This is a genomic window from Pseudomonas sp. P7758, from assembly GCF_013386485.1.
GTDB lineage: Bacteria > Pseudomonadota > Gammaproteobacteria > Pseudomonadales > Pseudomonadaceae > Aquipseudomonas.
This window is the reverse complement of sequence record NZ_JACARS010000023.1, coordinates 51220-69815: the sequence shown is the minus strand read 5'-3', so window position 1 is coordinate 69815 and position 18596 is coordinate 51220. Positions and strand designations below refer to the sequence as shown.

At 61.6% G+C, this 18596-nt stretch carries 15 protein-coding genes and 2 pseudogenes; 3 read left to right on the top strand and 14 right to left on the bottom strand.

Features of this window, described 5'->3' with window-relative positions:
- Positions 1-43: 43 nt before the first annotated feature.
- Both HX873_RS32035 and HX873_RS32030 read right to left on the bottom strand, forming a co-directional pair.
- The gene (locus HX873_RS32035; RefSeq protein ID WP_371318393.1) at positions 44-799 is read right to left on the bottom strand and encodes a methyl-accepting chemotaxis protein; all 756 of its coding nucleotides are present in this window, start codon (positions 797-799) and stop codon (positions 44-46) included.
- A gap of 102 nt (positions 800-901) precedes the next feature.
- A pseudogene (locus tag HX873_RS32030) lies at positions 902-1048 on the bottom strand (HAMP domain-containing protein); the annotation flags it as partial.
- A gap of 1535 nt (positions 1049-2583) precedes the next feature.
- Between HX873_RS32030 and HX873_RS06340 the strand changes: the two are divergent.
- The 3 genes and pseudogenes from HX873_RS06340 (at position 2584) to HX873_RS32020 (ending at position 5653) form a co-directional block, all read left to right on the top strand.
- Complete coding sequence (locus HX873_RS06340; protein WP_161635727.1) at positions 2584-3903, top strand: Na+/H+ antiporter family protein; 1320 nt, start codon at positions 2584-2586, stop codon at positions 3901-3903.
- A 70-nt stretch (positions 3904-3973) separates the two neighbouring features.
- Positions 3974-4795: pseudogene (locus tag HX873_RS32025) on the top strand (cache domain-containing protein); the annotation flags it as partial.
- Positions 4796-4831: 36 nt separating this feature from the next.
- Positions 4832-5653: a methyl-accepting chemotaxis protein gene (locus HX873_RS32020; RefSeq protein ID WP_371132463.1), complete on the top strand. Its 822-nt coding sequence runs from the start codon at positions 4832-4834 to the stop codon at positions 5651-5653.
- Between the two features lie 59 nt (positions 5654-5712).
- Here HX873_RS32020 and HX873_RS06330 read toward each other — a convergent pair whose 3' ends face one another.
- The 12 genes from HX873_RS06330 to nuoE form a co-directional block, all read right to left on the bottom strand.
- Positions 5713-6027: a DNA-binding transcriptional regulator gene (locus HX873_RS06330; protein ID WP_003219555.1), complete on the bottom strand. Its 315-nt coding sequence runs from the start codon at positions 6025-6027 to the stop codon at positions 5713-5715.
- Positions 6017-6367 carry a toxin gene (locus tag HX873_RS06325; RefSeq protein WP_032899042.1) on the bottom strand — a complete coding sequence of 117 codons (351 nt, stop codon included), beginning with the start codon at positions 6365-6367 and terminating at the stop codon, positions 6017-6019. Before HX873_RS06325 ends, HX873_RS06330 begins: the two co-directional genes overlap by 11 nt.
- A 238-nt stretch (positions 6368-6605) precedes the next feature.
- Positions 6606-8069, bottom strand: a complete 1464-nt coding sequence (gene nuoN / locus HX873_RS06320) for an NADH-quinone oxidoreductase subunit NuoN (protein WP_003219557.1) — start codon at positions 8067-8069, stop codon at positions 6606-6608.
- Between the two features lie 7 nt (positions 8070-8076).
- Complete coding sequence (nuoM, locus tag HX873_RS06315) at positions 8077-9609, bottom strand: NADH-quinone oxidoreductase subunit M (RefSeq protein WP_003219558.1); 1533 nt, start codon at positions 9607-9609, stop codon at positions 8077-8079.
- Positions 9610-9658: 49 nt separating this feature from the next.
- Positions 9659-11512, bottom strand: coding sequence for an NADH-quinone oxidoreductase subunit L (gene nuoL, locus HX873_RS06310; protein ID WP_003219559.1), 1854 nt, complete (start codon positions 11510-11512; stop codon positions 9659-9661).
- Positions 11509-11817: an NADH-quinone oxidoreductase subunit NuoK gene (gene nuoK / locus HX873_RS06305; protein WP_003219560.1), complete on the bottom strand. Its 309-nt coding sequence runs from the start codon at positions 11815-11817 to the stop codon at positions 11509-11511. Before nuoK ends, nuoL begins: the two co-directional genes overlap by 4 nt.
- Before the next feature lie 2 nt (positions 11818-11819).
- A complete protein-coding gene (gene nuoJ / locus HX873_RS06300; RefSeq protein ID WP_003219561.1) occupies positions 11820-12323 on the bottom strand; it encodes an NADH-quinone oxidoreductase subunit J in 504 nt (167 codons plus the stop codon).
- A 9-nt stretch (positions 12324-12332) separates the two neighbouring features.
- Positions 12333-12881 (bottom strand): NADH-quinone oxidoreductase subunit NuoI, encoded by a 549-nt coding sequence (nuoI, locus tag HX873_RS06295; RefSeq protein WP_003174725.1) that lies wholly within the window; start codon positions 12879-12881, stop codon positions 12333-12335.
- Positions 12882-12892: 11 nt separating this feature from the next.
- Positions 12893-13900: an NADH-quinone oxidoreductase subunit NuoH gene (nuoH, locus tag HX873_RS06290; RefSeq protein WP_003219563.1), complete on the bottom strand. Its 1008-nt coding sequence runs from the start codon at positions 13898-13900 to the stop codon at positions 12893-12895.
- Positions 13897-16611, bottom strand: a complete 2715-nt coding sequence (nuoG, locus tag HX873_RS06285; RefSeq protein WP_177122479.1) for an NADH-quinone oxidoreductase subunit NuoG — start codon at positions 16609-16611, stop codon at positions 13897-13899. Before nuoG ends, nuoH begins: the two co-directional genes overlap by 4 nt.
- Positions 16612-16746: 135 nt before the next feature.
- Positions 16747-18102: an NADH-quinone oxidoreductase subunit NuoF gene (gene nuoF / locus HX873_RS06280; RefSeq protein WP_003219566.1), complete on the bottom strand. Its 1356-nt coding sequence runs from the start codon at positions 18100-18102 to the stop codon at positions 16747-16749.
- On the bottom strand, positions 18099-18596 hold the full coding sequence (gene nuoE / locus HX873_RS06275) for an NADH-quinone oxidoreductase subunit NuoE (RefSeq protein WP_003219568.1): 498 nt from the start codon (positions 18594-18596) through the stop codon (positions 18099-18101). The genes nuoF and nuoE overlap by 4 nt, the downstream gene beginning before the upstream one ends.

The window sequence follows — 18596 nt, the reverse complement described above, 5'->3', positions numbered from 1 at the left end:
CTACGGGATACTCGGGCTGATTGCCGGAGTATCCCGCAACTCATCAAACCCTGAACTGATCCATCAGGCCCTGCTGCTGATTCGCCAGGCTGTTCAACGCCTGGCTGACCCGCGCCGATTCATTCGCCTGTTCGGACAACGACTCCGTCACATCCCGAATCGTCGCCACGTTGCTGTTGATCTCCTCGGCCACCGCACTTTGCTCTTCGGCGGCGCTGGCGATCTGCAGGTTCATGTCGCTGATTACCGTTACCGCATCGCCGATCTGGCGCAAGGCGGTCACGGCCTGGCCCACTTGTTCGACGCTGCCCTGGGCCTGGCGATGGCTGTTGCTCATGGAACCGACCACTTCCTGGGTACCGCTTTGCAGTTGCTCGATCACCAGGCGGGTTTCCTCCACCGACTCCTGGGTACGTCGCGCCAGGTTGCGCACTTCATCGGCGACCACCGCAAAACCGCGACCGGCTTCACCCGCACGGGCGGCCTCGATAGCGGCGTTCAGTGCCAGCAGGTTGGTCTGCTCGGCGATTGCACGAATCACTTCCAGTACCGAACCGATCTTCTCGCTGTTGGCCGCCAGTCCTTCAACCTGGGTCATCGCGGTGCTCATATCCGCCGCCAGGTGGCCGATGCTGGTGGTGGTGCGGTCGATCACGGTCAAACCTTCACGCGTCGCCTGATCGGCATCGCGGGCCGCCTGGGCGGCTTGCGCTGCACTGCGGGCGACGTCCTGGGCGGTGGCGCTCATCTCGTGGGAGGCGGTGGCCACCTGGTCGACCTGACGGTATTGCTGCTCCATGCCGGCACTGGTTTCAGTGGCGATGGCGGCCGACTGGTCGGCGGTGCCACGGGCGTCCTGCACTGAGCGTTTGACCTGGGCAATGATCGGCTGCAGCTTGTCGAGGAAGCGGTTGAACCAGCCGGCCAATTCGCCGAGTTCGTCGTGTTTGTCGTAGGCCAGGCGGCGGGTCAGGTCACCTTCGCCACTGGCAATGTCTTCCAGCATGCGCGCCACACCGAGGATCGGCCGGGTCACGCTGCGGGCCATCAGCCACACCAGCAACAGGCCGACGATTGCTGCCAGCAGGCCCAGGCTCAGTTCCAGCAGAGTGCCCTTGGCGTTATCGGCGTCCAGTTTGGACTTCAGGGCTTCAGCCGGAGCCACCAGGACTTTTTCCGGAACATCCAGCAACACGCCCCACGGCTTGCCATCGGGGATCGGCTGGAACGGCGCGAGCACCTTGAGTTGGTGGTCGGTGCGCACGCTGCGGGTCTGGGTGCTGGTGGAAAGCGAACTGATCAATTGCGCGCCGTTGGCGGTGTCGACGGCATCCAGGCGCTGGCTGAGTTTGCCGGCGTCCGGACTGTAGCCGGCCAGCAGGCCCACCGGGCTGATGATGCTGACGCTGGTCTGGCCGTCATAGAGTTTCTGGCTGGCGCCCTGGCTGACGGCTTGCAGGCTGTTGAGGTTGATGTCCACCGACAGCGAGGCGATGACTTTGCCGTTGACCATCAGCGGGAAGACGATGCTGGTCATCAGCACCTTTTGCCCATCGATCACATAGAAGTACGGCTCGATCACGCAGGGCTTGAGTGTGGTGCGCGGGCAGGTGAACCAGGCGTTGGCTTTTTCGCCGCTGGGTCCGACGCTGGTGTCGGACATGTCGCTTTCGGGCAGCGACATTGAAGTCAGCTTGCCCGCAGTCGGCTGGGACCAGTACAGCGCAAAGCGGCCCTTGTCGTTGCTGCCCAGCTCTTGCTGGTTGGCGAACAGTTCGTCCTTGCCATCCAGTGCGTTGGCCTCGAATACCAGGGACAGGCCCAGCAGGTCAGGGTTGGCCTGCAGCGCGGCCTTGACCTGCCGGGTCAGGTCTTCGCGCAGGTCGAAGGCATCCAGGAAGCGTTTCTCGGCCTGTTCGCGCAGGAACAACACCTGCCGGGAAAAACCGTGGCCGTATTGATAGGCGTCCATGAACTGCTGGCGAATGCCCAAGGCCTGGACCTCACCCTGGGCTTCGATGCGCGCCTGGGCGGCTTCGTCGAGCATTTCCATACTGGAAGCCTTGACCAGGTCGGAGCTCTGCGCCATGCGGTACAGCGAGAGACCTACCAGCAAGGTCACGATGCCCAGCAGGCAAAGACCGGCCAGCAGGGTAATTTTCCATTGAATGGACAGCTGTCTGAGCGACATGGAGCCTTCCTTAACTTTCGATACGACAGAGACGATCTGCCTGTATCGGCGGCTCGGAAATTTTCTTTATTCAAACGATCAATTTAAACCTGTTTGTGTGGCGAGGGGGCTTGTCCCCCGTTGGGCCGCTTAGCGGCCCCAAAAAAAGCGGGAGCGCTGCGCACTCCAACGGGGGACAAGCCCCCTCGCCACAGGACAAGCCCCTCGCCACAGACAAATCCCCTAACCACTGACAAACCTTCTCCCCACTTTTTTGACAAGGCAGGCCGGGTGCTGCAAAGTGCGCGCCCTCTAATAAAACTCCCTTAAAACCTGGTTTGCGGCAGCCGTTCCCGACAGCAGCCCGGGCAGGTGCGTGCTTTTTTCATGTTTTCTGTCTTGAGGTAACGATGATTAATGCAGTAATCGCCGCGGTCGGCACCATGCTGGTGCTCAGCTTGTCCCGCGTGCATGTGGTGATCGCGATCATTGTCGGCGCCCTGGTGGGTGGCCTGACCGGCGGCCTGGGTATCGACGCGACGCTCAAGGCGTTCAACAGCGGCCTGGGTGGCGGTGCGACGGTGGCGTTGTCCTACGCGCTGCTCGGCGCGTTCGCCGTGGCGATTGCCAAATCCGGCCTGGCTCATGCGCTGGCCGATAAAGCCCTGCTGCTGGTGGATCGGCAGGAAGCCACGGGCGGCAGTCACGTCAAATGGCTGCTGATCGGTCTGCTCTGGGTGGTGGCCATCGCCTCGCAGAACATCCTGCCGATCCACATCGCGTTTATCCCGCTGCTGGTACCGCCGCTTTTATATGTGCTGACCAAACTGCAGCTGGACCGCCGTCTCATCGCCTGCGTCATGACCTTCGGCCTGATCACGCCCTACATGTTCCTGCCGGTGGGCTTCGGCAACATCTTCCTGAATCAGATCCTGCTGGCCAACGTGGCCAAGAGCGGTGTCGACATCAGCCAGGTCAATGTCACCCATGCCATGGGCCTACCGGCGCTGGGCATGGTGGTCGGTTTGCTGGTGGCGGTGTTTGTCAGCTACCGCAAGAAGCGTGTGTACGACCTGGAGAAGATCGAGCGAGTCGAGCAGGTGGCGGTGCACTACAACCCGCTGACCCTGCTGGTGGCCGGCCTGGCCATTGCGGCGGCGTTCATTATCCAGCTGTGGCTGGACTCGATGATCATTGGCGCCCTGGCCGGTTTCCTGATCTTTTCGGTGTCGGGCATCGTGCGCTGGCGCGACACCGATGACCTGTTCACCGAAGGCATGAAGATGATGGCGATGATCGGCTTCATCATGATCGCCTCGTCAGGCTTTGCCGAAGTGCTCAAGGCCACCGGTGAAGTGCAGACACTCGTGCAAGCCTCCGCGGCGTTTATCGGCCATAGCCGCGGTGTGGGCGCGCTGCTGATGCTGCTGGTGGGCTTGCTGGTGACCATGGGCATCGGCTCGTCGTTTTCCACGGTGCCGATCCTGGCGGCGATCTTTGTGCCGCTGTGCGTGCAGCTGGGCTTCAGCCCGCTGGCGATCGTGTGCATCGTCGGCACGGCCGGGGCATTGGGTGATGCCGGCTCGCCTGCGTCGGACTCCACCCTGGGCCCGACTTCCGGTTTGAACATCGATGGCCAGCACCACCATATCTGGGACACCGTGGTGCCGACCTTCCTGCACTACAACATTCCGCTGCTGGCGTTTGGCTGGTTTGCCGCGATGACGCTCTGACGGGATTGTCCTACAGATTTATTGTAACTAGCCGTTAACCTCTTGAGTTGTCCCTCAAGAGAGAAGAGCCATGCGTCTGAGTCTAAAGGCCAAAGTACTGTCCCTTGCTGTCCTGCCCGTGTTGTTGTTTGCCGTGATCATCAGCCTGACCACGGTGTGGATCCTTCGGGAGCAGGCCCGCAACGAGGTCGAAGAAACCCGTCAGAACCTGCTCAACGACGCCAAGACCACCTTGCGCGGCTACGTCGAGGTGGCGATGACCACCATCAAGCCGCTTTACGACGCTGCCGCCCAAGGCGATACGGCCGCACGGACGCAAGTGGTCAAGCTGCTGTCCAACATCAGCTATGGCAAGGACGGTTATTTCTTCGGCTACGACTCCGAGACCATTCGCCTGTTCAAGGGCAACAGCCCGGACGGCGTCGGCAAAAGCTTCAAGGACAACCGCGACCCGAACGGCGTCTACGTCAACCGCGACCTGGTGAAAGTCGGCAAGGACGGCACCCACTACCTGCAATACAGCTCGACGCAGCCCGGCCAGACCGAGCTGGTGCCCAAGCTTGGCTACACCGAATACTTGCCCAAGTGGGACATGGTGATCGGTACCTCGGTGAACCTGGACGGCATCGACGCCCAGGTTGCCGAGGTTCAGGCCAAGGTGGAGAAACGCATGGAAGGTGTGCTGCTGAGCATCATCGGCATTGCCGTGGTGGTGCTGTTGGTGATTGCCGCCGTGGGCATGCTGGTGGCCAATACCATCCTGCGGCCGTTGCACCTGATGAAGATCAACCTCGACGACATCGCCGCCGGTGAGGGTGACCTGACCCGCCGCCTGGCCATCACCAGCCAGGACGAGCTTGGCGAACTGGCAGGCTCTTTCAACCGCTTTGTCGACAAGATCCACAGCCTGGTACGCCAGATCACCGAGATGACCTCCCAGCTTACCGGCCTGGTGAGCCAGGTCGCCGAGCAAGCCAACCGCTCGGAAAAGGCCATGGAGCGCCAGCGTCACGAGACCGACCAAGTGGCTACCGCGATCAACGAAATGTCCTCCGCGGCCCATGAAGTGGCGCGCAGTGCCCAAGGCGCAGCCGTCGCTGCGCAGCAAACCGACGCCGAAGGCCAGGCCGCGAAAAAAGTCGTGGATGGCAGCATCGCGCAGATTCACGCGCTGGTGAACGACATCCGCAGCAGCGGCGTGTCCCTGGACAGCTTGCAGCAGGATGTGTCGTCGATTGTCAGCGTGCTTGGCGTGATCCGCTCGATTGCCGAACAGACCAACTTGCTCGCCCTCAACGCCGCCATTGAAGCCGCGCGGGCAGGGGAGGCCGGTCGTGGTTTTGCCGTGGTCGCCGACGAAGTACGGGCGTTGGCCAGCCGCACCCAGCAAAGCACCCAGGAGATCCAGGGCATGATCGACCGCCTGCAAAAAGGCACCGAAGCCGCCGTGGAGTCCATGCGCCGTTCCAGTGACGCCGGTGACGGCACATCGGCCCAGGCCAACGAAGCCGGAGCATCCCTGGACACCATGGCGCAGCTGATCGGCACCATCAACTCGATGAACGCGCAGATCGCCAGCGCGGCGGAAGAACAAACCGCCGTGGCCGAAGAGATCAACCGCAGCGTGCATCAGATCGCGGTGGCGGTTGACAGTGTGGCCGATGAAACCCAACAGGGTGCCCAGACCTCCCGCAGCCTGGCGGACCTGGGGCAGCGGTTGGGTCAGTTGGTGGGGCAGTTCAGGATTTGATTGCAGGCTTGAGCCATCGGCAACGTCCCGTTGCCGACGGGCTTGGCTGGATTGATCGATCAGGTCAACAGCGCCAAACGTTCCACCGTCTCCGGAAACTTCGACACCAGCCGAATCAAGGTTGCCGCCTGAGCATTGGGTGTGGCCCGGCCTTGCTCCCAATTTTCCAGGGTCCGGGTGTTGGTGCGCAGGTACATCGCAAACACCGAGCGCGACAGATTGAGTTGTTGACGCACAGCGACTACTTCGTCGGCAGTGAGCGGTGCCAGCTTGCTCAACTGCACCTTGTGGCTGCGCAGCGTTACCTTGCCTTCTCGTTCATCTGCCAGCGCGTCGAAGCCTTCGACCAGTTCGGAAAAGATGTCACGTTTCATAAGATTTTCTCGCTTTGATTTCCCTGTCCAGCAGGTGTTTGAGCGCCGTTTTGTGTTGAGCGCTCAGGTCGTCCTGTTCGTGTTTGCCATAAAGGGTGAACAGCCAGAACTGCGTACCGCCTGACCACCAGTAATAGATGACTCGCAGGCCACCCCGTTTGCCCTTGTTGCGTCGCTCGTCGACAAAGCGCACCTTGCGTAACCCGCCGGTTCCCTCTATCACGTTGCCCGCTTGCGGGTTTCTCATCAACTCTTGTTGAAAGCCGTGAAATAACTCATCACTCAGATAATCCCTGCGGTGCCGCTCAAAGGCTGGCAATTCGATAAATAGAGCATCCATGTTCTGTACGTAGCCTGCGTATAGTTTGGTGGCCCATCTGCGGTGGGTCAAGTGACCCTGCTGTGGGATGTTTCCTAAAACGCAACCACGATACGAGCGACCCAGGCAGGGTGATGCCGGAAGGGGAGGCATCTCGACGAGGAAAATTCCCTTTGTGTGTCAGACAACAAATTAATACGCCAGAAACGCAAAACGGCGCCCGAAGGCGCCGTTTTGCTTGCTGCGTTTAACTAAGCGATCAACCCGCCATCACCGCATGCTGCACCAGGGTGAGCAACGGTTGTGGGTACACACCCAGGAAGAACGCCAGCAGGGCGATTGCCAGCAGCATCACGCCGCCTGCTTTCTGTTCCCAGTGCAACTCGGCGTCCACACGGCGCAGGTTTGGCTCGATCAGGTACAAGGTCACCATCACGCGCAGGTAGTAGAAAACGCCGATGGCGCTGCCCAGTACCAGGGACGCAACCAACCACCATTCGTGCGCTTCAACACCGGTGGCCACGATGTAGAACTTGCCGATGAAGCCCGCAGTCAGCGGGATACCCGCCAGGGACAGCATCATCACGGTCAGTACGGCGGTCAGGTACGGACGGCGCCAGAACAGGCCGCGGTATTCGTACAGGGCGTCGGCGTCGCGGCCTTTGTAAGGCGAGGACATCAGCGTGATCACACCGAATGCACCCAGGCTTGTGATCACGTAGGTGACCAGGTACACGCCGATGGCTTCCATCGCCAGGCCCTTGCTCGCCACCAGGGCGATCAGCAGGTAACCGAAGTGCGCGATGGACGAATAACCCAGCAGACGCTTGAGGTTGTTCTGGGTCAGCGCCAGCAGGTTGCCGAACAGGATCGAAGCGATGGCGATGATGGTCAGCACGTTGCTGAGTACACCGGTGTTGGCCGCAGGGGAGATCTGGAATAGACGCACCATCACGGCAAACACGGCGACTTTCGACGCGGTAGCCAGGAAAGCAGCCACCGGCGCCGGGGCGCCTTCGTACACGTCCGGGGTCCACAGGTGGAACGGCACCAGCGACAGCTTGAACGCCAGGCCGATCAGCATCATGGCCAGGCCCAGTTGGGCGATTGGCGCTGGGCTGCCGGAGGCTGCCAGGGCGTGACCGATACCGCTGAAGCTCAGGCTGCCGGCTTCTGCGTAGAGCAGGGCCATACCGAACAACAGGAATGCCGAACCGGCAGCCGACAGCACCATGTACTTGATGCCAGCTTCCAGGGAGCGCTTGTTGAAGAAGGCATACGCTACCAGGCCGTAGACCGGGATCGACAGCAGTTCCAGGCCGATGAACAAGCCGGCCAGGTGCTGCGCGCTGACCAGCACGATACCACCGGCCGCAGCCAGCAGGATCAGCAGGTACAGCTCTTCGCGGTTGCCCGGGTAGCCGGTGCCGCCTTCGCCGAGGTAGGCGTGGGCAAGCGTGACGCAGGCCAGGGTAGCAACCAGGATCAACGCGATATACAGCAGCGCGAAGTCATCGACCATCATCAGCGGGGTCACGGCCAGTGGCGCGACCTTGAGTGCCGGGATAATCGACAGCAGGGCCAGGTTCAAGCCCGCACAGGACAGCAGGAACGTTTGCGAGTGATTGCGGCGCCAGGCGATCGCCAGCATCACCACCACGATGGTGAGGCTGGTGATCAGCAGCGGCGCAAGCGCGATAAAGTGTTGGATCGTGAATTCCATAGCGCTCTTACCGGGCCGAAGCGAGTTGAGAGAAGGCGGTGCCGAACCACTGCTGCACGCCATGCATCGTTGCGGCAGAAGTATCCAGGAACGGTTGCGGGTACACGCCGATAAACACCAGCAGTACCGCAAGGCCGAGCACCATGATCAGTTCGCGACCGTCCATGCCGTGCAACACGGTGTCGGACTTGGCCGGACCGAAGTATGCGCGGTGGATCATGATCAGCGAGTAGACCGAACCGAACACCAGGCCAGACGTAGCGATCGCACTGACCCACGGCGTATGCACGAAGGCACCCATCAGGATCAGGAACTCGCCGATGAAGTTACCGGTACCTGGCAAGCCCAGGGATGCGGCGGCGAAGAACAGGCTGATGGCCGGCAGGTAGGCGATACGTGACCACACGCCACCCATCTCGCGCATGTCACGAGTGTGCAGGCGCTCGTACAGTTGGCCGCTGAGGATAAACAGTGCCGCTGCCGACACACCGTGAGCCAGCATCTGGATCACGGCGCCTTGCAGCGCCAGTTGGCTGCCGGAGTAGATGCCGATCAGTACGAAGCCCATGTGGGAAACGGACGAGAAGGCAATCAGACGCTTGATGTCGGTTTGGGCGAAGGCCAGGAACGCACCGTAGAAGATCCCGATCAGACCGAGGGTCATGGCGATCGGCGCGAACTCGGCCGAGGCATTCGGGAACAGCGGCAGGGCGAAACGCAGCAGGCCGTAGGCCGCCGTCTTCAACAGGATACCGGCCAGGTCGACGGAACCTGCAGTCGGCGCCTGGGCGTGAGCGTCAGGCAACCAGGAGTGGAACGGCACCACCGGCAGCTTCACCGCGAACGCGATGAAGAAGCCCAGCATCAGGATGTACTCGGTGGTCAGGGACATCTTGGTTTTCAACAGGTCGGCGTAGTTGAACGTGATCACGCCCGTGCTGTTGAAGTTGACCAGTACCAGGCCCAGGATCGCCACCAACATGATCAGGCCGGAAGCCTGGGTGAAGATGAAGAACTTGGTCGCCGCGTAGATCCGGGTTTTCTTGCCGTCCGAAGAACTGTGACCCCAGAGCGCGATGAGGAAGTACATCGGCACCAGCATCATTTCCCAGAAGAAGAAGAACATGAACAGGTCGAGGGCGAGGAACACGCCGACAACGCCGCCCAGGATCCACATCAGGTTCAGGTGGAAGAAGCCCACGTGACGCTGGATCTCTTTCCAGGAGCAGAGTACCGAGAGGATACCCAGCAGGCCGGTCAGCAGGATCATCAACAGCGACAGGCCGTCGAGGGCCAGGTGCACGTTGATGCCGAAGCGCTGGATCCACACGTGCTTGAATTCAAGCGCGAAGGTGGGATCGACACCCGGTGCCGGAGCAAATGAATAGTCACCGTGGGCCCACAGCCAGAGGCCGAGCGCGAGTTCCAGGGACATGGTCAGCAACGCAATCCAGCGGGGGAGGGTGGCGCCGAAGCGTTCACCCATCCAGCAGAGCAGGCCGCCGATAAAGGGGATCAGGATTAGCCAGGGCAGAATCATGACGGGCTCGTTTCCTTTCGCAAGTTCGCAAAGTTCGCAATGTGCATAGTCAGACCGCGACCACGATGATGGCGCCGATTACCAGGACGGCACCGGCCGCCATGGAAGCTGCATACCAGCGCAATTGGCCGGTCTCGCTGCGGCTCAGGGCGGTGTGACCGGCCTTGGCGGCACGCGGGATCAAACCGATGGTCTGGTCGAGCGGGTCTTTGCGCAGCACGTGGCTGATCGCAAGGTACGGCTTGACGAACAGTTTGTCGTAGATCCAGTCGAAGCCCCAGGCAGCGAACCACCAGGCCGAAAGGAAGCGGCCAATGCCACTGTTGGCGATGGCGGTGACGAAGCGGCGCTTGCCGAGGAACAGCAGGGCCGCCAGCAGGATACCCGCGATGGCGATGGCGCCCGAGGCAATTTCCAGGCTGTGCTTGGCTGCACCACCGGCATGGCCGGCGCTTTCCGGCAAAACACCGGCCAGTGGCGGGGTGATCATGGCGCCGACGAAGGTCGACAGGATGATCAGCACCGACAGTGGCAGCCAGTGGGAAATGCCATGGCCTGCGTGGGCTTCAGTCTTGGCTTCACCGTGGAACGTGATGAAGATCAGGCGGAAGGTGTACAGCGAGGTCATGAACGCACCTACCAGGCCGGCGTACAGCAGGCCGTGGTTACCGCTGGCAAAGGCTTCCCAGAGGATTTCGTCTTTCGAGTAGAAACCTGCGGTCACCAGTGGCAGGGCCGACAAGGCCGCGCCGCCGACGATGAAGCTGGCGTAGGCCAACGGCAGTTTCTTCCACAGGCCGCCCATCTTGAAGATGTTCTGCTCGTGGTGGCAGGCAACGATCACCGCACCGGAAGCAAGGAACAGCAGGGCCTTGAAGAAGGCGTGGGTCATCAGGTGGAAGATCGCGCCGTCCCAGGCGCCAACGCCCAGGGCCAGGAACATGTAGCCGATCTGGCTCATGGTCGAGTAGGCGAGGATACGCTTGATGTCGGTCTGAACCAGGGCAGCAAAACCTGCCAGTACCAGGGTCACGCCACCCACCAGGCCCACCAGATGCAGAATCTCCGGTGCCAGGGTGAACAGGCCGTGGGTACGGGCAATCAGGTAGACACCGGCGGTTACCATGGTCGCGGCGTGGATCAGTGCCGAAACCGGGGTAGGACCGGCCATCGCATCCGCCAGCCAGGTTTGCAGCGGCAGTTGCGCGGATTTACCGACAGCGCCACCCAGCAGCATCAGGGTCGCCAGGGTGATCCAGAAGTCGCCGACCTGGAATTTCTGCGGTGCCAGCACCAGCAGTTCCTGGATGTTCAGCGTGCCCACCTGTTGGAACAGGATGAACAGGCCGATGGCCATGAACACGTCACCGATCCGGGTCACGATAAAGGCTTTGAGTGCGGCGTTACCGTTGTTGCGGTTGCTGTAGTAGAAACCGATCAACAGGTACGAGCACAGGCCCACGCCTTCCCAGCCGAAGTACAGGAACAACAGGTTATCGCCCAGCACCAGGAACAGCATGCTGGCGATAAACAGGTTGGTGTAGGCGAAGAAGCGCGAGTAACCGGCTTCACCGCGCATGTACCAGGACGCGAACAGGTGGATCAGGAAGCCCACACCCACCACCACGCCGAGCATGGTGATCGACAGGCCGTCGACGTAGAGGGCGAAGTTGGGCTTGAAGCCCTCCACCGACATCCACTGCCACAACACCAGGGTGTAGTGACCGCCTTCAGGCGGTGCGACGTTGAATTGCCAGATGACGTAGGCGGCGACAATTGCCGACAGGCCAATGGAACCCACGCCGACCAGGGCCGAGAGGTTTTCCGACCAGCGTCCACGGGAGAACGACAGCAGCAGGAAACCGATCAGGGGAAATACGAAAGTCAGAAAGATCATGTTCATCCGCGCATCTCACTGGCAGCGTCGATATCAAGCGTGTGGAAGCGACGATACAGTTGCAGCAGGATCGCCAGGCCAATACTGGCCTCGGCGGCTGCCAGGCTGATCACCAGGATGAACATCACTTGTCCATCCGGCTGGCCCCAACGGCTACCGGCCACGATGAACGCGAGTGCCGCGGCGTTCATCATGATTTCCAGGCTCATCAACACGAACAGAATGTTGCGGCGAACCATCAGGCCGACCAGGCCAAGGCAGAACAGGATGCCGGCGACCGCCAGACCATGCTCCAAAGGGATAGCAGGCATCGTCATTGCTCCTTGGCTTCGTTGCGGCCCAAGTGGAAGGCGGTGATGGCTGCAGCGAGCAGCAGCATCGAAGCCAGTTCGACCACCAGCAGGTACGGGCCGAACAGGCTGATGCCCACGGCTTTCGCGTCTACGGTGGTGTGGCCGATGGCCTGGCCGCTCTGGTGAGCGAACAGCACATACAGCAGTTCACCCAGCAGCAGGGCTGCGAGGATCACCGGGCCGAGCCAGATGCCGGGCTTGAGCCAGACGCGTTCCTGGGCGACAGACGCCGGCCCCAGGTTGAGCATCATCACCACAAACACGAACAGCACCATGATGGCGCCGGCGTAGGCGATCACTTCCAGTACACCGGCGAACGGTGCGCCGAGGCTGAAGAAGGTCATGGCCACGGCGATCAGCGAAATGATCAGGTAGAGCAGGGCGTGCACAGGGTTAGTGTTGGTGATCACGCGAAGCGTGGACACCACTGCAATACCCGATGCGAAATAGAAAGCGAATTCCATCTTTCTTCCTTAAGGCAGCAAGCTCTTCACGTTGATCGGCTCGGCTTCGTTTTGTGCGGCGCCTTTCGGCTTACCGGCAACGGCCATACCTGCAACACGATAGAAGTTGTAATCAGGGTTTTTACCGGGACCAGAGATCAGCAGATCTTCTTTCTCGTACACCAGGTCCTGACGTTTGAACTCGGCCATCTCGAAATCCGGTGTCAGCTGGATCGCGGTGGTCGGGCAAGCTTCCTCGCAGAGGCCGCAGAAAATGCAGCGCGAGAAGTTGATGCGGAAGAAGTCCGGGTACCAGCGACCGTCTTCGGTTTCAGCTTTCTGCAGCGAGATGCAACCCACCGGGCACGCCACGGCGCACAGGTTGCAGGCCACGCAGCGCTCTTCGCCGTCGGGGTCGCGGGTCAGGACAATGCGGCCGCGATAACGCGGCGGCAGGTACACCGCTTCTTCCGGGTATTGCAGGGTGTCGCGTTTGCGAAAGCCGTGACCGAACACCATCACCAGGCTTCGCAACTGGGTACCGGTACCCTTAACGATGTCGCCAATATATTTGAACATGGGTCAAATCCTCACTGAACCGCGCCCGCTGGCGTGTTCAACAACACAACGGCAGCAGTCACCAGCAAATTGATCAGGGTCAGCGGCAGGCAGAATCGCCAGCTGAAATCCATCACCTGGTCATACCGTGGACGCGGGATGGAAGCGCGCAGCAGGATGAACAGCATGATGAAGAACGCGGTCTTCAGGAAGAACCAGAAGAACGCCAGCTGCGGCAGGATGCCGAACGGACCGTGCCAGCCGCCGAAGAACAGCGTGACCAGCAGGGCCGAGATCAAGATGATGCCGATGTATTCACCAACGAAGAACATGCCCCATTTCATGCCGGCGTATTCAATGTGGTAACCGTCGGCCAGTTCCTGTTCCGCTTCCGGCTGGTCGAACGGGTGACGGTGAGTCACGGCGACGCCAGCGATGAAGAACGTACAGAAGCCGAAGAACTGCGGAATGATGAACCACAGGTTCTGCGCCTGGTACTCGACGATGTCGCGCATGTTGAACGAGCCCACCTGCACCACGATGCCCATCAGCGCGAGGCCCATGAACACTTCGTAGGACACGGTCTGGGCCGAGGCCCGCAAGCTGCCCAGCAGGGCGAACTTGTTGTTGCTCGACCAACCGGCGAACAGCACCGCGTAGACCGACAAGCCGGCCATGGCGAAGAAGAACAGCAAGCCGATGTTCAGGTCCGCCACGCCCCAGGTCGGGGTGATCGGGATGATTGCGAAGGCAATCAGCAAGGCGCTCATGGCCACGACCGGTGCCAGGGTGAAGATCACCTTGTCGGCAAACGGCGGGGTCCAGTCTTCCTTGAAGAACATTTTCAGCATGTCGGCGGCGATCTGGAACATACCAAACGGGCCAACGCGGTTCGGACCGTAACGGTCCTGCCACCAGCCCAGCAGGCGACGTTCGACGAAGCTGAGCAGGGCGCCCGCCACGACCACGGCCAACAGGATCACGATGGCCTTGACCACCGCGATGATCACGTCGATCACTTCAGGGGTGAACCAGGTCATTGAGCTGCCTCCTGCAGACCGTCAACGGTAAGGCCGAAGATCGCCGGAGGAATCCCTGCGAGGCCTTTTGGCAATGCAACCAGGCCAGCACCCAACTCTTCGTCGATGCGCAGCGGCAGACGCAGGGTCTTGCCGGCGACGTCCACGCTGAGCAGGGCACCGTCGTTGACGCCCAGGCGGTCGGCTTCGGACTTGGCTACGGACACGTAGGCGGCTGGAATGCGCTCTTGTACCGGCGCGGCTTTGGAAGAAGTCTCTTCGCTGCCGAACAGGTGGAAGAACGGCACAACCTGCCACGTACCCTGGGCCGGGTTGAACGGACGCGGAACGCTGGCGAACCAGTTCAGCGAGTCACCGGTGCTTTCGATCAGGCGGGTGCCCGGGTCGCCGGCACGAATGTGGCCACCGACTTCGTCCTGGAACTTGTTCCAGGCCTGCGGCGAGTTCCAGCCCGGCGACCAGGCGAAAGGCACCTGCTGACGTGGCTCGACAGAACCCGAGTAACCTTCCATGGAGAAGGCAAACGCGGTGTCGTTGTCTTGCGGTGTACGTGGCTCATGCACGCTGATGTCAGCCCGCATGGCGGTACGGCCGGAGTAACGCAACGGTTCACGGGCGAGTTTCATGCCCTTGATGCGGAACGCGGCGGACGGTGCAGCGTCGACGATGCGTGCCAGTTGCGGTGCAGCGGCAGCGGCGGCAGCGGTCACGTGGTCGAGCTGGGTCCAGTCGATCGGCTGGTTCAGCAGGGTGGCGCGCAGGGCATGCAGCCAGCGCCAGCCTTCGTGAACCAGGATGCTGGCGTCCATGTACTTCGGATCGAACACCTGGAAGAAGCGCTGGGCGCGGCCTTCCTGGCTGACCAGGGTACCGTCGCCTTCAGCAAAGCTGGCGGCGGGCAGTACCAGGTGGGCACGGTCGCTGGTGGCGGTTTTCTGGTGGTCGGCAACGATCACCACTTTGGCCGCGTTCAGCGCTGCGTCGACCTTGGCCGAATCAGTGCGGGTGTACAGGTCGTTTTCCAGTACCACGATCGCATCGGCGCTGCCGTCGGTCACGGCTTGCAGGGCGGCGTCCAGGGACTCGCCACCGAGCATGGCCAGGCCGAGGCTGTTGGCCTCTGGCACGATCAGGCTGATGGAACCGTTCTTCTCGCGCAGCTTCAAGGCTTTGGCGATGTTGGCCGCGGCTTCGATCAGCGCCTTGGAACCCAGCGAGGTGCCGGCGATGATCAATGGACGCTTGGCGGCCAGCAGGGCATCGGCGATGCGCTTGGCCAGTTCAGCGGCTTCAGCGTCCAGGCCTTCTACGGCAGGCGCGCTGGCGTCGAGGGCGTGGGCCACGGCGAAACCGATGCGGGCCAGGTCGTCAGGCGCGGCGTGTACGCATTCTTCTGCGATGTCGTCGAGCTTGGTGGCGGTCAGGCTGGCGATAAACAGCGGGTTCAGCGCGTGCTGGCCGATGTTTTTCACCGCAGCGTCGAGCCATGGCTGGACGCGCATGGCGTCGGCCATGTCTTCGGCCTTGCCTTTTACCGACTGGCGCAGGGACAGGGCGACACGGGCAGCGGTCTGGGTCAGGTCTTCACCGAGGACGAAGATCGCGTCATGGTCTTCGATGTCGCGCATGTTCGGAACCGGCAGCGGGCTGTCGTTCAAGACTTGCAGCACGAGGCGGATGCGCTCCAGTTCACCGGCTTCGATACCCGAGTAGAAGTGCTCGGCACCCACCAGTTCGCGCAACGCGTAGTTGCTTTCGAGGCTGGCGCGGGGCGAACCGATACCGACGATGTTGCGACCGCGCAGCAGGTCAGCGGCTTTATCCAGTGCTTCGTCGAGGCTCAGCTTGGCGCCGTCGGCCAGCAGTGGCTGACGCGGGCGGTCTTCGCGGTTGACGTAGCCGTAGCCGAAACGGCCACGGTCGCACAGGAAGTACTGGTTGACCGAACCGTTGAAGCGGTTTTCGATCCGACGCAGTTCGCCGTAGCGCTCACCCGGGGAGATGTTGCAACCGCTGGAGCAGCCATGGCAGATGCTCGGCGAGAACTGCATGTCCCACTTGCGGTTGTAGCGCTCGGAGTGAGTCTTGTCGGTGAACACACCGGTCGGGCAGACCTCGGTGAGGTTGCCGGAGAATTCACTTTCGAGGGTGCCGTCTTCAACGCGACCGAAGTACACGTTGTCGTGGGCGCCGAACACACCGAGGTCGGTGCCGCCGGCGTAGTCCTTATAGAAGCGCACGCAGCGGTAGCAAGCGATGCAGCGGTTCATCTCGTGGGAGATGAACGGGCCCAGTTGCTGGTTCTGGTGAGTACGCTTGGTGAAGCGATACCGGCGCTCGTTGTGGCCGGTCATCACGGTCATGTCTTGCAGGTGGCAGTGGCCGCCTTCCTCGCACACAGGGCAGTCGTGCGGGTGGTTGGTCATCAGCCATTCGACGACGCTGGCGCGAAACACTTTCGCTTCTTCGTCTTCGATGGAGATCCAGCTGCCGTCGGTGGCAGGGGTCATGCAGGACATGACGATACGACCACGGGTGTCGTTCTCGTCGGTGTACTGCTTGACCGCGCACTGGCGGCAAGCGCCAACGCTGCCAAGGGCGGGGTGCCAGCAGAAATATGGAATGTCGAGGCCTAGCGACAGACACGCCTGTAACAGGTTGTCTGCCCCATCGACTTCGAGCTCTTTGCCGTCTACGTGGATAGTGGCCATGGTTCAAAGTTCTTCGTTGGCCCGGTGTCAGCGGGCGTGGCTAATGGAATCTTGTTATTCATGTGCATCAACACAGCCTTGAAGGCGTCAGCACATGAGAAAGCGAAGGGCACGGACCCTTCGCCTTTTTAAGCGTTACGCGCCGACTACGATCGGCCTTGCCAGAGGCGGGACGGCGGCGCTGGTAGGCGCGATGCCGGCTTCGAACTCCGAGCGGAAGTATTTGATCGCGCTGCCCAATGGCTCCACGGCGCCCGGTGCGTGAGCACAGAAGGTCTTGCCTGGGCCGAGGAAACCGACCAGACCCAGCAGGGTCTCGATGTCGCCCTCGCGGCCTTCGCCGTTTTCCAGGGCCATCAGCAGCTTGACGCTCCACGGCAAACCGTCGCGGCACGGGGTGCAGAAGCCACAGGATTCACGGGAGAAGAACTGCTCCATGTTGCGCAGCAACGACACCATGTTCACGGTGTTGTCCACGGCCATGGCCAGGCCGGTACCCATACGGGTGCCCACCTTGCCGATGCCGCCAGCGTACATTTGTGCGTCGAGGTGCTCAGGCAGCAGGAAACCGGTACCGGCGCCACCTGGCTGCCAGGCCTTGAGGGTGTAGCCATCGCGCATGCCGCCGGCGTAGTCCTCGAACAGCTCGCGTGCGGTCACGCCGAAGGGCAGTTCCCACAGGCCCGGGTTCTTGACCTTGCCGGAGAAGCCCATGAGCTTGGTGCCCATGTCTTCGCTGCCTTCGCGGGCCAACGATTTGTACCACTCCACGCCGTCGCCGATGATTGCCGGCACGTTGCACAGGGTTTCAACGTTGTTCACGCAGGTCGGCTTGCCCCACACGCCCACGGCGGCAGGGAAGGGCGGCTTGGAACGCGGGTTGGCGCGGCGGCCTTCGAGGGAGTTGATCAGTGCGGTTTCTTCACCGCAGATATAACGCCCGGCGCCGGTGTGCACGAACAGTTCGAAGTCGAAACCCGAACCAAGGATGTTCTTGCCCAGCAGGCCAGCGGCCTTGGCTTCTTCCACGGCACGGTTCAGGTGCTTGGCGGCGGTGGTGTATTCGCCACGCAGGAAGATGTAGCCACGGTAGGTTTTCAACGCGCGGGCACTGATCAGCATGCCTTCGATCAGCAGATGGGGCAGTTGCTCCATCAGCATGCGGTCTTTCCAGGTGTTCGGCTCCATTTCATCCGCGTTGCACAGCAGGTAGCGGATGTTGATGGATTCGTCTTTGGGCATCAGGCCCCACTTGACACCCGTGGGGAAGCCTGCACCGCCACGGCCCTTAAGGCCTGCGTCTTTCACGGTCTGGACGATGTCGTCCTGGGCCATGTCGGCAAAGGCTTTGCGCGCGGCCGCGTAACCGTTCTTGGCCTGGTACTCGTCAAGCCATACAGGCTCGCCGTCGTCACGCAGGCGCCAGGTCAGCGGGTGAGTCTCGGCCGACCGCTTGATGCGGTTGGCAGGGCCGAAGGAAGTCAGGGTCATGGGTAGCCCTCGAGCAATTGGGTGACGCCAGCAGGCTGCACGTCGCCGAATGTGTCGTCGTCGATCATCAACGCCGGCGCCTTGTCACAGTTGCCCAGGCAGCACACCGGCAGTAGCGTGAAGCGCCCGTCCGGAGTGGTTTGGCCCAGGCCGATGCCCAGCTTGCTCTGGATCTCGCTGACCACGGACTCGTGGCCACCGATGTAGCAGACCATGCTGTCGCACACGCGAATGATGTGGCGGCCGACCGGCTGGCGGAAGATCTGGCTGTAGAACGTCGCCACGCCTTCAACGTCGCTGGCGGGGATGCCGAGGATCTCGCCGATGGCGTAGAGGGCGCCGTCCGGCACCCAGCCACGTTCCTTCTGGACGATCTTCAAGGCTTCGATCGACGCCGCGCGCGGGTCTTCGTAGTGATGCAGCTCGTGCTCGATGGCCGAGCGCTCGGTTTCACTCAAGGTGAAACGGTCTGTCTGGATAAGCGTGCTATTCAT

Bases quoted from the DNA above. Each gene is read 5' to 3' on its own strand.
- HX873_RS32020 (WP_371132463.1), top strand. From the start codon at position 4,832: ATGACCTCCCAGCTTACCGGCCTGGTGAGCCAGGTCGCCGAGCAAGCC.
- nuoJ (WP_003219561.1), bottom strand. From the start codon at position 12,323: ATGGAATTCGCTTTCTATTTCGCATCGGGTATTGCAGTGGTGTCCACG.
- nuoG (WP_177122479.1), bottom strand. From the start codon at position 16,611: ATGGCCACTATCCACGTAGACGGCAAAGAGCTCGAAGTCGATGGGGCA.
- HX873_RS06325 (WP_032899042.1), bottom strand. From the start codon at position 6,367: ATGGATGCTCTATTTATCGAATTGCCAGCCTTTGAGCGGCACCGCAGG.
- nuoN (WP_003219557.1), bottom strand. From the start codon at position 8,069: ATGGAATTCACGATCCAACACTTTATCGCGCTTGCGCCGCTGCTGATC.
- nuoF (WP_003219566.1), bottom strand. From the start codon at position 18,102: ATGACCCTGACTTCCTTCGGCCCTGCCAACCGCATCAAGCGGTCGGCC.
- nuoK (WP_003219560.1), bottom strand. From the start codon at position 11,817: ATGCCTGCTATCCCTTTGGAGCATGGTCTGGCGGTCGCCGGCATCCTG.
- nuoM (WP_003219558.1), bottom strand. From the start codon at position 9,609: ATGATTCTGCCCTGGCTAATCCTGATCCCCTTTATCGGCGGCCTGCTC.
- nuoH (WP_003219563.1), bottom strand. From the start codon at position 13,900: ATGACCTGGTTCACCCCTGAAGTGATCGACGTGATCATCGCGGTGGTC.
- HX873_RS32035 (WP_371318393.1), bottom strand. From the start codon at position 799: ATGGAGCAGCAATACCGTCAGGTCGACCAGGTGGCCACCGCCTCCCAC.
- nuoL (WP_003219559.1), bottom strand. From the start codon at position 11,512: ATGAACATGATCTTTCTGACTTTCGTATTTCCCCTGATCGGTTTCCTG.
- HX873_RS06330 (WP_003219555.1), bottom strand. From the start codon at position 6,027: ATGAAACGTGACATCTTTTCCGAACTGGTCGAAGGCTTCGACGCGCTG.
- nuoI (WP_003174725.1), bottom strand. From the start codon at position 12,881: ATGTTCAAATATATTGGCGACATCGTTAAGGGTACCGGTACCCAGTTG.
- nuoE (WP_003219568.1), bottom strand. From the start codon at position 18,596: ATGAATAGCACGCTTATCCAGACAGACCGTTTCACCTTGAGTGAAACC.